The organism is Massilia sp. 2TAF26, from assembly GCF_052115005.1.
GTDB lineage: Bacteria > Pseudomonadota > Gammaproteobacteria > Burkholderiales > Burkholderiaceae_D > Telluria.
Genome location: NZ_JBFRFV010000004.1, coordinates 72331 through 85791 on the forward strand (window position 1 = coordinate 72331; position 13461 = coordinate 85791).

The 13461-nt window shown below is 65.6% G+C and carries 14 protein-coding genes and 1 riboswitch; of the genes, 6 read left to right on the plus strand and 8 right to left on the minus strand.

Features of this window, described 5'->3' with window-relative positions; all coding sequences use genetic code 11:
* Positions 1 to 4 precede the first annotated feature (4 nt).
* Positions 5 to 553, minus strand: coding sequence for a TRAP transporter small permease (locus AB4Z32_RS05490; RefSeq protein ID WP_441934912.1), 549 nt, complete (start codon positions 551 to 553; stop codon positions 5 to 7).
* Positions 553 to 1578 carry a TRAP transporter substrate-binding protein gene (locus AB4Z32_RS05495; protein ID WP_441934913.1) on the minus strand — a complete coding sequence of 342 codons (1026 nt, stop codon included), beginning with the start codon at positions 1576 to 1578 and terminating at the stop codon, positions 553 to 555. Before AB4Z32_RS05495 ends, AB4Z32_RS05490 begins: the two co-directional genes overlap by 1 nt.
* 134 nt (positions 1579 to 1712) lie before the next feature.
* Here AB4Z32_RS05495 and AB4Z32_RS05500 point away from each other — a divergent pair, with 134 nt between their 5' ends.
* Positions 1713 to 2375, plus strand: coding sequence for a GntR family transcriptional regulator (locus AB4Z32_RS05500; protein WP_441934914.1), 663 nt, complete (start codon positions 1713 to 1715; stop codon positions 2373 to 2375).
* Here the strand turns inward: AB4Z32_RS05500 and AB4Z32_RS05505 are convergent.
* Positions 2372 to 2926: a porin family protein gene (locus AB4Z32_RS05505; RefSeq protein WP_441934915.1), complete on the minus strand. Its 555-nt coding sequence runs from the start codon at positions 2924 to 2926 to the stop codon at positions 2372 to 2374. The two genes, AB4Z32_RS05500 and AB4Z32_RS05505, sit on opposite strands and share 4 nt — an antisense overlap.
* 409 nt (positions 2927 to 3335) lie before the next feature.
* On the opposite strand from AB4Z32_RS05505, the gene AB4Z32_RS05510 reads away from it, so the two are divergent.
* Positions 3336 to 5330, plus strand: coding sequence for a PhoX family protein (locus AB4Z32_RS05510; protein WP_441934916.1), 1995 nt, complete (start codon positions 3336 to 3338; stop codon positions 5328 to 5330).
* Between the two features lie 24 nt (positions 5331 to 5354).
* On the opposite strand, the gene thiE is transcribed toward AB4Z32_RS05510, so the two are convergent.
* From thiE to thiC, 5 genes are read right to left on the minus strand one after another with little or no spacing between them, the layout of a single operon-like run.
* Positions 5355 to 5981: a thiamine phosphate synthase gene (gene thiE, locus AB4Z32_RS05515; RefSeq protein ID WP_441935119.1), complete on the minus strand. Its 627-nt coding sequence runs from the start codon at positions 5979 to 5981 to the stop codon at positions 5355 to 5357.
* A gap of 16 nt (positions 5982 to 5997) precedes the next feature.
* A complete protein-coding gene (gene thiD / locus AB4Z32_RS05520; RefSeq protein ID WP_441934917.1) occupies positions 5998 to 6741 on the minus strand; it encodes a bifunctional hydroxymethylpyrimidine kinase/phosphomethylpyrimidine kinase in 744 nt (247 codons plus the stop codon).
* Position 6742: 1 nt separating this feature from the next.
* Positions 6743 to 7543, minus strand: coding sequence for a thiazole synthase (locus AB4Z32_RS05525; protein ID WP_441934918.1), 801 nt, complete (start codon positions 7541 to 7543; stop codon positions 6743 to 6745).
* A gap of 23 nt (positions 7544 to 7566) precedes the next feature.
* Positions 7567 to 7770, minus strand: coding sequence for a sulfur carrier protein ThiS (gene thiS / locus AB4Z32_RS05530; protein WP_441934919.1), 204 nt, complete (start codon positions 7768 to 7770; stop codon positions 7567 to 7569).
* Between the two features lie 15 nt (positions 7771 to 7785).
* Entirely contained in the window at positions 7786 to 9666 is a 1881-nt protein-coding gene (gene thiC, locus AB4Z32_RS05535) for a phosphomethylpyrimidine synthase ThiC (RefSeq protein WP_441934920.1), read from the minus strand.
* 70 nt (positions 9667 to 9736) lie between these two features.
* Positions 9737 to 9837: riboswitch (TPP riboswitch) on the minus strand.
* Between the two features lie 133 nt (positions 9838 to 9970).
* Between thiC and AB4Z32_RS05540 the strand changes: the two genes are divergently transcribed.
* The 4 genes from AB4Z32_RS05540 (at position 9971) to AB4Z32_RS05555 (ending at position 13460) form a co-directional block, all read left to right on the plus strand.
* The gene (locus tag AB4Z32_RS05540) at positions 9971 to 10501 is read left to right on the plus strand and encodes a hypothetical protein (RefSeq protein ID WP_441934921.1); all 531 of its coding nucleotides are present in this window, start codon (positions 9971 to 9973) and stop codon (positions 10499 to 10501) included.
* Between the two features lie 19 nt (positions 10502 to 10520).
* Positions 10521 to 11357 (plus strand): DUF6159 family protein, encoded by an 837-nt coding sequence (locus AB4Z32_RS05545; protein ID WP_441934922.1) that lies wholly within the window; start codon positions 10521 to 10523, stop codon positions 11355 to 11357.
* A 56-nt stretch (positions 11358 to 11413) separates the two neighbouring features.
* A complete protein-coding gene (locus AB4Z32_RS05550) occupies positions 11414 to 12262 on the plus strand; it encodes an MOSC domain-containing protein (protein ID WP_441934923.1) in 849 nt (282 codons plus the stop codon).
* A gap of 76 nt (positions 12263 to 12338) precedes the next feature.
* Positions 12339 to 13460: a DUF484 family protein gene (locus AB4Z32_RS05555; protein WP_441934924.1), complete on the plus strand. Its 1122-nt coding sequence runs from the start codon at positions 12339 to 12341 to the stop codon at positions 13458 to 13460.
* Position 13461 lies beyond the last annotated feature (1 nt).

Genomic DNA, 13461 nt, shown 5'->3' on the forward strand with positions numbered 1-13461 from the left:
GGGTTTATTCCTTTTCGGTGAGGCGGCCGATCAGCTGGACCAGGATCTGCAGCGTCAGCAAGGTCATCCCGAACGCCATCAGCGAGTACGGGATCCACAGCGGCGGCGCCAAGGTCGACGAGGTGGTCTGGCCTTCGACCAGGGCTTCGTGGAACAGGGTCCACGATTTCCAGGAGAAGAAGGCGCAGAACAGGAAGGACAGCAGGTCCACCAGGATCAGGCGGACCCGGTTCACCCTCGCCGGCAGCAGGCCGGCCAGCGCTTCGATGCCGATGTGACCGCGGAAGGACTGCACGTAGGCGGCGCAGAAGAAAGTGGCGCCGACCAGCATGAAGACCGCGGCCTCGTCCTGCCAGTCGGTGGCGACCTTGAAGAAGTAGCGCATCACCACCGAGTAGCTCAGCACCAGCGCGGTGAGGATCATGGCAAGCATGGAGATCACCAGCAGCAGGTGGTTGACCCTGTTGAGGAACACCGCCAGGGTGGCCACCCCGCGGTGCGAGGGCAGCGCAGGTGCTTGCGGCGCCTGGGCCTCGTAACCGTGGGCACTCATCACTTCACCTGTTCGGCGAGCTGCAGCAGCCTGGCGGTGTTGGGGTTCTTGGCGGCGAAGTCCTTCCAGGCGGTACGGCGGGCGATGTCCTGCCATTTCTTGACGGTGGCGTCGCTCAGGTCGACGGTCTTGGCGCCGGCCTTGGCGAACACCTTGGCCACTTCTTCATCGTCTTCCTTGGCGGCCTTCAGCGCGAAGGCTTCCATTTCGGCGCCGACCTGCAGGATGACGGCCTGCTGTTCCTTGCTCAGGCGGTCGAAGGCGGCCTTCGACATCATCAGCGGCTCCAGCATGAACCAGTAGGACTTGCCGCGGCCGGTGGTGAGGGCCTTCGACACTTCTTCCAGGCGGAACGAGATCAGCGAGGTCGAGGAGGTCAGTGCCGCATCCATGGCGCCGGTCTGCATGCCGGCATAGATTTCGTTCGACGGCAGGGTCACGACGGCGGCGCCGGCTTCCTTCAGGATCAGGTCCATCTCGCGCGAGCCGCCGCGGATCTTCATGCCCTTCGCGTCTTCCGGCTCGACGATCGGCTTGCCGCGCGATGCCATGCCGCCGGCCTGCCAGATCCAGCTGACCATCACCACGCCCTTGTCGGCGAGGATCTTCGTGAGCTCCTTGCCGACCGCGGCATTTTTCCATGCGGCGCTCTGCTCGTAGGAGGTCACCAGGCCGGGCATCAGGCCGATATTGGTCTCGGGGACTTCGCCGCCGGCATACGACAGCGGCACCAGCGACATGTCGAGCGCGCCCTTGCGCATCGCGGAGAACTGGGCATTGGTCTTCATCAGCGACGAGCCGGGGTAGATCTCGAACTTGACGCTGCCCTTGGTGCGTTTTTCGACCTCGGCGGCAAACATGCGCACCAGGCGGTCACGGAAATCGCCCTTGTCGATGGTCCCGCCGGGGAACTGGTGCGAAATCTTGATGACCGTGTTCTGGGCCGATGCCGGCAATGCGGCCAGGACCATGCTCATGCCGAGTGCCAGGGCGCCCAGGGTGCTGCGTCGCTTGATTGATACCATGTCTATCTCCTCAGTTCTCTTCACGGGAACACATGCTGGTGCATGCAAGTTTTTTGTTTGTGTATACAAGATGACGTAGAAAAAATACAATGTCAATCTGGTTACTATGATTTTTTTGAGCGGGAAGCAGCACCATGAAAAAGCTCTCTGATCGGCTACGCGAACAGATTGAAGAGAAGATCGCCACCGGGAAATTACTCCCCGGACAGCATTTGGATGAGACGGAACTGGCCACCGAATTCGGGGCGTCGCGTACCCCGATCCGCGAAGCCCTGATCCAGCTGGCGTCGGCGGGACTGGTGCAGATCCGTCCGCGCCGCGGGGCGGTGGTGGCGACGGTGTCGCCGCATCAGATCGTGGAGATGTTCGAGGTGATGGCCGAGCTGGAAGCCATGTGCGCACGCCTGGCGGCGCGGCGCATGTCGGCCGCCGAGCACGGCAAGCTGCTGGAAGCGCACCGGGCCTGCAGCAGCGCCTACGAGGCGCGCGACCCGGACGAGTACTACTACCGCAACGAGGTGTTCCACCAGACGATCTTTGCGGGCAGCCACAACCATTTTCTGGCGGAACAGGCGGGCGCCCTGTCGCGCCGGCTCCGTCCTTACCGGCGCCTGCAGCTCAGGGTGCGCGACCGCATGAAGCACTCGTTCAGCGAGCACGATGCGGTGGTGAATGCGATCATCGAGGGTGACGGCCAGAAGGCGGCCGACCTGCTGCGTAGCCATGTGGCGGTGCAGGGCCAGCGCTTTACGGACCTGGTCGCCTCCCTCGACGCGCTGAATGTCGCGGCGGCTTAGAAACCGTACTTCACGCCGGCGCTGAAGACCTTGTTGTCCGCGCCGTTGCGCAGCTGCTTGCCGTTACGCTCGTATTCGGCGAACAGGGACACGTTCTCGGTCAATCTGGTCTGCACGCCCACCGCGGCATACACGCCGTTGGTGTTGTCCTTGAAGTTCCATCCCTTGAACGGGCTCGAGTACTTGGCCTCGGTATGGGCCAGGCCGAGCTTGCCGTACATCGCGGTGCGCTCGGTCAGCGGGAAGGTGTATTTGGCGGCCGCGTAGAAGCTCTGGCTCTTCACGCCGACGTGGTAAATATCGTTCTCCAGCGGCACATAGAAGCCGCTCTTGCCCAGGTAGCTGTAGCCGCCCTCGACGGCCCAGTTCTGGTCGAACTCGTAGCCGCCGAAGATCGTGGTGCTGCGCTTGTGGTCGCCGGTGATGGAATCCTTGACGGCGCCCACGCCGATGCCCAGGTAGGTGCGCGGCGCGTCATTGGCGGTGGACTGGGCCTGGGCGGCGCCCATGGCGAGGAACCCTGTGAGCACTGCGAAAATCGTCTTTTTCATCGTTCTTCCTTTTGTTTTGGTTTTCACTTTGCCGGGATGCAGCGGGCATCGCGGCGTGAAAAACGATAGCAGCTTGTTTCTTTTTAAAAACTGTCGAGTTGGTAAGAAACTGTTACCCGTGTGCATATAAATGACTGAAAAGTCAGATATGCATGTGTTTATGATCGGAAAGATGAGTGAAGTTGGCAGGGGTATCGCTGCAAATTGGCGGCAGATGGTAAATGCGTTTCTGTTGCGAATACTTACAAGTTTGAAGAGCGAACGGAAAACGCTGTTACGCGGCCTGGCTGCGCGTGTCACAGAACCGTTAAATTTCCGTCATCTTCCTGACATACGTCTCCACTATCCTGCCCAGCGTTCTCCGTGCCATCGGCGCGGTCCCAATGACCTGATCCTGGAGTGTTGACGTATGAATGCGAATACCGACCTGTCCCGCCGCCGCCTGCTGCGCCTTCTCGGCGCAACCCCGATGCTGCCGATCGGCGCCGGCACCGTGGGCGCCATGCTTGCCGGCTGCGGTGGCGGTGACGACGGCCCGGTGACCACGGCGCCGACCACCCCGGGCCAGACCACGCCGCCGGCCGTGACCCTGTCCAGCGTCTCGTTCGGCTCGATGAATGCGCCGACCCTGCTTGATGCCGCCGCGATGGCCACCACCTCGGTCGCCTCGACCATGACGGTCAGCTTCAGCGACAGCAGCAAGCTCGATTTCAAGCTGTCGTATAAGCCCTTCTTCATCACCGGCGACATGGTCCCGAACGGCAGCGGCGGCACCATCCTGGCCGGCGGCTACTACGACATCGCTAACCGCCCGATCGTCGACACCACCGTGGCCGGCAAGGAACGCCAGTTCTTCTCGGACTCGCCGGACGGCACCTCGCTGCTGACGGTCCCGAATGCGAAAGTGGCGGGCGTGAAGGGCAATACCGTGTTCGCCGTGGTGCAGTTCGAATACACCACCTGGGCCCAGGACGGCACCAGCGACATGTACGGCAAGCTGCCGTCGCCGATCGCCGTGCTGACCCTGGACCAGGACCCGGCCAATGGCAAGCTGAGCCTGGTGAAATACCACAACGTCGACACCTCGGGCGTGAACGGCCTGTGGATCACCTGCGGCGCCAGCCTGTCGCCCTGGGGCACCCACCTGTCGAGCGAGGAGTACGAGCCGAACGCCTTCACCGCCGCCACCGATGCCCAGTTCAAGGGCTTCAGCAAGAACCTGTACGGCGACGAGACCCGCGCCAACCCCTACAACTACGGCCACCTGCCGGAAGTGACCGTCAATGCCGACGGCACCGGCAGCATCAGGAAGCATTACTGCATGGGCCGTATCTCGCACGAGCTGGTGCAGGTGCTGGGCGACAACCGCACCGTGATCATGGGCGACGACGCCACCAACAGCGGCTACTTCGTGTTCGTCGCCGACAAGGAAAAAGACCTGTCCTCGGGCACCCTGTACGTGGCCAAGGTGGGCGCCGGCTTCTCGCTGGATCCGGCCGCCGCCGCCGCGCCGCTCAGCTGGATCAAGCTGGGTTCCGCCACCAGCGACGAGATCCGCTCGCTGGCCGCCTCGCTCAAGCCGACCGACATCATGGACGTCAAGAGCAGCGATCCGCAGGATGCCAGCTACACCAAGGTTGCCGCCAACGGCCGCACCGAGTGGCTCAAGCTGAAGCCGGGCATGGAAAAGGCCGCCGCCTTCCTCGAGACCCACCGCTACGCCGCGCTGGTCGGCGCTTCGATGGGCTTCACCAAGATGGAAGGCACGACCGTCAACCTGAAGGACAAGATCGCCTACTCGGCCCTGCAGAACTGCCAGAGCTCGATGGTGGCCGGTAACGCCCTGAACGTGCCGGGCAACGGCGTCTCGATCCCGAAAGCGATCGTTGCCGGCGCCGTCATGATGCTGAGCCTGAAGGGCGGCCAGAAGGATACCGCGGGCAACGCCATCAACAGCGAGTGGATGCCGGCCGACACCAAGGCCCTGCTGGTGGGCGAAGACATCGCCGCCGACGCACTGGGCAATACCGCCAACCCGAACAAGGTCGCGAATCCGGACAACCTGAAGTTCTCGGAAAAGATGCGCACCCTGTTCATCGGCGAGGACAGCAGCCAGCACGTCAACAACTACCTGTGGGCCTACAACATCGACACCAAGCAGCTCTCGCGCCTGCTGTCGGTGCCGGCCGGCGGCGAGTCGACCGGCCTGCACGCGGTCGACGACATCAACGGCTGGACCTACATCATGAGCAACTTCCAGCACGCCGGCGACTGGGGCGGCATCCACGCCAACGTGAAGACCACGCTGGATCCGCTGATCCGCGCGAACTACAAGGACAAGTTCGGTGCGGCGGTGGGTTACCTGACCGGCGAGCTGACCCAGTTCAAGCTGGCCAAGGCTTGATAATGCAGGGTGGGCACGGGGTGCCTACGCAGGCCGCGCCCACCCTATGAACAGGTTCGCGAACTCCCGCACAGCCGCAGCCGGATCCTCCGCCAGGTACACGCTGCTGATCGCCGCCACCATATCCGCCCCGCGCGCCACCAGCGGCCGCGCATTCTCCGCCGTCATCCCGCCGATCACCACCACCGGCACCGCCAGCCGCGCCCTGGCGCCGACGACGATGTCCGGCGGCGTGCTCACCTCGTACACCTTCACCTTCGACGGATAGAAGCCGCCGAAGGCCACATAGCTGGCGCCCGCCTCCTGCGCCGCCAGAGCCAGCGGAAACTGGCCATAGCAGGAAGCGCCGACGATCCTGCCCGGCCCGAGCGCCGCGCGCACGGCGGCCACCGGCGCGTCGGTGCCGCCGACGTGCACGCCGTCGGCATCCAGGCGCAGGCACAGCTCCAGATGATCGTTGATCACCAGCGGCACGCCATGCCGGCGGCACAGGGCGAGCAGGGCGGCCGCCTGTTCCTCGCGCAGCGCCTCGCTTGCCTTCTTGTTGCGGTACTGGACCAGCGCGGCGCCGCCTTCCAGTGCGCGCTGCGTCGCCTCCAGCAGACGCCCGGTATCGATCCAGTCGGGCGTCACCAGATACAGTCCTTTCAGTGTTTTCATTGTCACTTCATGCTCCTCGATGTTCGATACGGCGCGGAATGCGCTGGCCGGGGGCGATCGCATAGGAGTCCGCCAGCGACTGGTTGCAGCAGCGCTGGGCGCGCTCGAGGGCCTGGGCCATGGCGTCGCCCAGCGCCAGGCGGGCAGCCAGGCTGGAGGCCAGGGTGCAGCCGCTGCCGTGGAATTCGCCCGGCAGGCGCGGCCAGCGCCATTCGCGCATGCCGCCGCGGCTGTGCCAGCGGTTGACGACCTCGTCTCCATCGCCATGACCGCCGGTGACGAGGACGTGCGGACAGCCGGACAGCGCCAGCGCCGCCGCTTCCGGCAGGTTGGGCGTGGCCACCGTCGCCACCACCAGCAGCGGCGCCAGCGCCGCCAGCGCATTGCCACGCGCGAGGGCATCGCCGTGGCCGCTGGCCAGCACCGGGTCGAGCACCACCGGCAGCGCCGGCTGACGGGCGCGCAGCAACAGGACGATGCCGGCGATGGCTTCGGCATTCTCGAGATTGCCCGGAATGCCCAGCTTGACCGCGCGGATCGGCATGGTGTCGGCCAGCAGCACGGCCTGGCGCGTCAGCAGGCCGGCGTCCACCGGCGCCACCTCGAACACCCGCTCGTTGTCCTGCACCGTGAGCGCCGTGACGATGGGCAGCGCATGCGCACCCTGGGCCGCAATCGCCTCGATGTCGGCCTGGATGCCGGCCCCGCCCGAGGGGTCGAGACCGGAAAACACCAGCACGCAGGGTTTCATCTCATTTGACTCCAATGAGCCGTCCCGCCATCGGCGACGAGGGCGAAGCCGCGAAACGGCGCGGCATCCGGCCCGCCAGATACGCTTCGCGGCCGGCCTCCACCGCGAGCCGCATCGCGCGCGCCATGCGCACCGGGTCCTGGGCCAGCGCGATGGCGCTGTTCATCAGCACGCCGTCGCAGCCCAGCTCCATCGCCACCGTGGCGTCGGAAGCCGTGCCGACGCCGGCATCGACCAGCACCGGCACCTTGGCCTGCTCGATGATGAGCGAGAGGTTCCAGGGATTCAGGATGCCCATGCCGGAGCCGATCAGGGAGGCCAGCGGCATCACCGCCACACAGCCGATGTCCTCCAGCATGCGCGCCTGGATCGGGTCGTCGCTGCAGTAGACCATCACGTCGAAGCCGTCGCGCACCAGCTCCTCGGCGGCGCGCAGGGTTTCGGGCATGTTGGGGAACAGGGTCTTCTCGTCGCCCAGCACTTCGAGTTTCACGAGCTTGTGCCCGTTCAGCAGTTCGCGCGCCAGCTGCAGCGTGTACACGGCATCCTTCGCCGTGTAGCAGCCGGCGGTGTTCGGCAGGATGGTGTAGCGCGAGGGCGGCACCGCGTCGAGCAGGTTGGGCGCATGCGGATCCTGGCCGATGTTCACGCGGCGGATCGCCACCGTGATGATCTCGGCGCCCGCGGCCGCGGTGGCCGCCGCGGTCTGCTCCAGGTCGCGGTATTTGCCGCTGCCGACCAGCAGGCGCGAGTTGTATTCCTTGCCGGCGATGACGAGCGGCCGGTCCTTGGTCTGGTTCATGTGTTCTCCGATTCCGTAAAGTTTCAGCCGCCGCCGATGGCGCGCACCACGTCCACCTGGTCGCGCGGCTGCAGCAGGGTCGTGCGCCACTGCTCGCGCGGCACCACGCGGTGGTTGACCGCCATTGCCAGCGCCTGGCCGGACAGCTCGAGCATGTCGACCAGTTCGTGCAGGCTGGATGCGCCTGGCAGTACGTGCGGGGCGCCGTTCAGTTCTATCTCCAGCATCGCTACTCCTTGTGCTCAGTTCTTGAGATAAAGCTCGGCGCCATTGCGCATGAACTCGACCGCCTTCTCCTGCATGCCGCCGGCCGCATAGTCGCGCACTTCCTGGGTGATCTTCATCGAGCAGAAATGCGGCCCGCACATCGAGCAGAAGTGGGCCACCTTGGCGGAGTCCTTCGGCAGCGTCTCGTCGTGGAAGGCGCGCGCCTTGTCCGGATCGAGGCCGAGGTTGAACTGGTCTTCCCAGCGGAATTCGAAGCGCGCCTTCGACAAGGCGTTGTCGCGGATCTGCGCGCCCGGGTGGCCCTTCGCCAGGTCGGCCGCATGCGCCGCGATCTTGTAAGTGATGATGCCGTCCTTGACGTCGTCCTTGTCGGGCAGGCCCAGGTGCTCTTTCGGGGTCACGTAGCACAGCATGGCGGTGCCGTACCAGCCGATGTTGGCGGCGCCGATGCCCGAGGTGATGTGGTCGTAGCCGGGCGCGATGTCGGTGGTCAGCGGGCCGAGGGTGTAGAAGGGCGCTTCATGGCACTGTTCCAGTTGCAGGTCCATGTTCTCCTTGATCAGGTGTAGCGGCACGTGGCCCGGTCCCTCGATCATGGTCTGCACGTCGTGCTTCCAGGCCAGCTGCGTGAGTTCGCCCAGGGTGCGCAGCTCGGCCAGCTGGGCTTCGTCGTTGGCGTCGTAGATGGAGCCGGGGCGCAGGCCGTCGCCGAGGCTGAAGGCGACGTCGTAGGCCTTCATGATCTCGCAGATCTCTTCGAAGCGGGTGTAGAGGAAGGATTCCTTGTGGTGGGCCAGGCACCACTTGGCCATGATCGAGCCGCCGCGCGAGACGATGCCGGTCAGCCGGTCCGCCGTCATCGGAATGAAGGGCAGGCGCACGCCGGCGTGGATGGTGAAGTAGTCGACGCCTTGCTCGGCCTGTTCGATCAGGGTGTCGCGGTAGATTTCCCAGGTGAGTTCCTCGGCCTTGCCGTTCACCTTTTCCAGCGCCTGGTAGAGCGGCACGGTGCCGATCGGGACCGGGCTGTTGCGGATGATCCATTCGCGCGTCTCGTGGATGTGCTTGCCGGTCGAGAGGTCCATCACCGTGTCGCCGCCCCAGCGGATCGCCCAGGTCATCTTCTCGACTTCCTCGCCGATGGAAGAGGTGACGGCGGAGTTGCCGATATTCGCATTGATCTTCACGAGGAAGTTGCGGCCGATGATCATCGGCTCGGATTCCGGGTGGTTGATATTGGCCGGCAGGATGGCGCGCCCGCGGGCGATCTCGTCGCGCACGAATTCGGGCGTGATCACGGCGGGAATGGAAGCGCCGAAGGACTGGCCCGGATGCTGGCGCCCCAGCAGGGCGGCCATTTTCTTCCCGGTCGGACCGGCGGCTTCGAGGCTGCGCAGGTATTCCTGGCGCCGCAGGTTCTCGCGGATGGCGGCGAATTCCATCTCCGGCGTGACGATCCCCTTGCGCGCATAGTGCATCTGGGTGACGTTGCGGCCGCCGGCCGAGCGGCGCGGTTTGCGCTGCAGGTCGAAGCGCAGTTCGGCCAGCTTCGGATCGCGCAGGCGCTCCTGGCCATAGCGCGAGCTGGGACCGGCCAGTTCGACGGTGTCGCCACGCTCGCGGATCCATCCGGAGCGCGGGCAGGGCAGGCCGGAGCGGATGTCGATGCGCGCCTCGGGGTCGGTGTAGGGCCCTGAGGTGTCGTAGACCCAGACCGGCGGATTCGGCTCCGCGCCAAAGGATGCCGGTGTAGGCGACTGGTGGATCTCGCGCATCGGCACCCGGATGTCGGGGCGCGAGCCGGCCACGTAGACCTTGTGCGAGTTGGGAAGAGGCGTCACGGCCGCGGCATCGACCGTGGCGCTGGCGGACAGGAATTTCGGATCGGCGTTCAAGTGCACTCCTTGTATCACTGAAGATCGGCGATCCAGCGGAGGAGTGCAAAGAAACGTAGCACGAGGGCGTACGCGGACTCTGTAGCTTCCCTTCGCTGGCATTATCCAGATCAGGTTCGGAGGGTATTTCTCACCCGCGCGGTTGATGGCGCAGGACCCCTAGCGTTGTTGCCGCCTCATGAAAAGGCGACGGGCGGAGTGTACGTGGGTTTTGGGACAATGGCAATGTGGTCGCATCGAACGTGCGTATCGCCCGTGAGAATGCGCGCATATCTGCGCCATCCGTCCTGCTAAGCTTCGCACGATGAAAAAGATGACGACCATTCGCAGCCTTGCGTTCACGCTGCTGGCCCTGCACGCGGCGGCATCCGAGGCATGCCGTGTACCGCCGGCCGGACAGATCGTCACACCCGACGAGCAAGTCCTGATGGCGGGGGATGTGGCTGTCGCGCAGGCGATCGGCGCCACGCCACTGGGCGATTACCTGGTCGAATACCGCTTCCAGACGCTGGAGCAGCTGAGGGGGACGGGCCGGCAGGTATTCACCGTGATCGGCGGCCCCGAAGGCTTCAACAACAAGGACAGCAGTTTCAACAACCACTGGGACCCCGCGTTCTGGAAGCGTGGCGGAGGCCGCACCATCAACGGCTCCGACTGCGTCCTGCGCCCTGGTTTCGTGGTAGGCAACACCTATCTCGTGTTTCTCGGGCTGCAGCCGACCTGGCGCAGCTTCGAGAAGATCGAGATGGCCGGCGGCAGGCCGAATCCCGACGACCGATGGCTGGCCTTTGTAACGCAGAAGCTGGCCCCGTGGCGCGACTACCCCGCCCGCTAACTCACCGAGGAGAAAAACCATGTTCGACCGTCTCAGCCGCAGTTTCCGCCTCGTCGGCGCCAGCGCCCAGGTGCTCAGGCAGGACAAGCACCTGATGCTGTTCCCCATCATTTCCGGCCTCGCCCTGTTCCTGGTGCTGCTCGCCTTCGCGCTGCCGCTGCTCGGCCTGGACTCGATCGACGGCGTCAAGCAGGGCGGCCTGTATTCGACGGCCTTCCTGTTCTACGTGGTCCAGTACTTCGTCATCTTCTACTTCAACACGGCGCTGGTGGGCGCGGTCGTGATGCGGCTCGAAGGCGGCAGCCCGACCCTGGGCGACGGCCTGCGCATCGCCAACAGCCGCATCGGCACGATCTTCGGCTATGCGGTCATTTCCGCCACCATCGGCGTGATCCTGCGCGCCATCCAGGAGCGGGTCGGCTTCATCGGCCGCCTCATCGCCGGCCTGCTCGGCGCCGGCTGGGCGGTCGCCACCTTCCTGGTCGTGCCGGTGATCGCCACCAGCGACCGCGGCGCGCTCGATTCGATCTCCGAGAGCACGGCCCTGCTCAAGCGGAGCTGGGGCGAGAACGTGGCCGGCCAGGTCGGCCTGAACGTCGCCTTCAGCCTGCTGTACCTCTGCCTGCTGGCCGGCGCCGTCGTGCTGGCCATGCTGTTGGCGAAGCTTGCCGCCGGGCCGGTGGCGGTGGGCGTGTTCGCCGCCATCGTCCTGCTGGCCTTCTTGGGCTGCGTGCTGATGCACGCCACGCTGACCGGCATCTATTCCGCCGTGCTGTACCGTTACGCCCTCTACGGCAGCGATGCACCCGGCTTCGACGGCCCGGTCCTGGCGTCGGCATTCCGGCAAAAGTCCTGAAGCCGGCAGGCTTTGGTGCGATACTATGCGGCCCTGAAGTCGATTCAAGCGCCGCAATGCCCACCCTGTCCCAGCTGCTCCTCTACCCGATCAAATCCTGCGCCGGCATGTCGGTGCGGGAAGCCACTCTCCTCGAAACCGGCCTCGCCGCGCATGGCGTGCACGACCGCGAATGGATGCTGGTCACGGAGTCCGGCCAGTTCCTGACCCAGCGCGAATTCCCGCGCATGGCGCTGATCCGGCCGCGTCCCGACGGCGGCAACCTGCGCGTGAGCAGCCCCGGCATGGGCGACCTGCTGCTGCCGCTCGCCTGGCATGACGAACCTGTCCGCCACGTGCAGATCTGGGACGACGCCGTCCGCGCGGCCGACTGCGGCGACGTCGCCGCCGGCTGGTTCACCGAAGCCCTCGGCGCGCGCGAACGCCTGCGCCTGGTGCGCTTCCGCCAGGACGTGGTGCGCCCGACCAGCGTCAAGTGGACCGGCGGCCTGCCTTCGCAGACCCGCTTCGCCGACGGCTATCCGCTGCTGCTGATCGGCCAGTCCTCGCTCGACGACCTGAACCTCCGCCTGCGCGCGGCCGGACGCGCGGCCCTGCCGATGGACCGCTTCCGGCCCAACCTGGTGGTGGCGGGACTGGAAGCCTACGAAGAGGACTACACGGCCTTCCTCAGCACCGGCGCGGCCGAGATCCGTCCGGTGAAACCCTGCGCGCGCTGCCCGATTCCGTCGATCGACCAGGGCACCGGCGTGCCCGGCCCCGATCCGCTCGACATCCTGCAGACCTACCGCGCCAATCCGAAACTCGACGGCGGGATCTGTTTTGGCATGAACTGCATCGTTTCCGCGGGCGCCGGCAGCGTGCTGCGCGTGAACCAGGACTTGACGGCCGAACTCGCATTCTGACAACGTTTTCGTGGCGCCCATTTGCAATACGGCCGAGTTGGCGTAATGTTAGGGCTAATTGCGGAAAGGAATGTCCATGCACGAGCAGCAGGGCGCCAGTGTGCGCGAACTGATGGCCGAGAACGCCGCGCTGCGCAGGCAGCTCGCCAGCCTGATCGACCAGGCCGAGAGCAACCACGCGATCATGATGCGCCACCAGGCCTTCGATCTCGAGCTCGTGGGCGCGGGTAGCTTCCAGGAGCTGGTCGCCACCATCTTCCGCCAGCTGCCGATCGTGTCCAGCCTCGACATCGTGACCTTGTCGCTGGTCGACAGCGGCGCCGACATCTTTACCGTGATGCACAAGCTGGGCGTGGACTTCGACAGCCTGCCCAACCTGCTGTTCCACGAACATCCCGAAGAGCTGGGCTTCGACTTCGAGCCCGGCCATCCGCCGCGGCCGCGGCTGGTGCCCTACCACCCGGTCAGCCACGCGAGCGCCTTCCCCCATCCGCCGGCCGGCCTGGCCAGCGTCGCGCTGGTGCCGCTGCTGCGCAACAAGCGCCTGATCGGCTGCCTGAACCTGGGCAGCCGCGACCCGAGCCGCTTCACGCCGCTGCTGGGCACCGACTTCGTCGAGCACATGGGGTCGATCATCGCCATCTGCCTGGAGAACGTGATCAGCAACGAGATGCTGAAGTACATCGGCCTGACCGATGCGCTGACGGGCGTCTACAACCGCCGCTACATGGACCGCCGCCTGGCCGAGGAGGTCGGCCGTGCGCGCCGCCAGGGCTACAGCATCGCCTGTATGTACATCGACGTCGACCACTTCAAGCAGGTCAACGACACCCACGGCCACCAGGCCGGCGACGACGTGCTGCGCGAAGTGGCGTCGCGCATCAAGGACGAGCTGCGCATGTCCGACACGCTGGGCCGCTTCGGCGGCGAGGAATTCGTGGTGCTGCTGATCGACGCCGACCTCGAGAGCGCGAAGCTGGTGGCGCAGCGGATCCGCGCCGGCGTGGCCGGCCAGGATTTCCTGCTGGCGGAAGGCGAGGCCTTGCCGGTGACGGTGTCGATCGGCGTGGCGGCGCTGGACGATGCCGAGGGCGACGATCCCATCGAGGACGTGGCCTCGGCGCTGGTGGCGCAAGCCGACCAGGCGCTGTATCAGGCCAAGCAGAACGGCCGCAATCAGGTAGTCAGCGCCGCGTAGG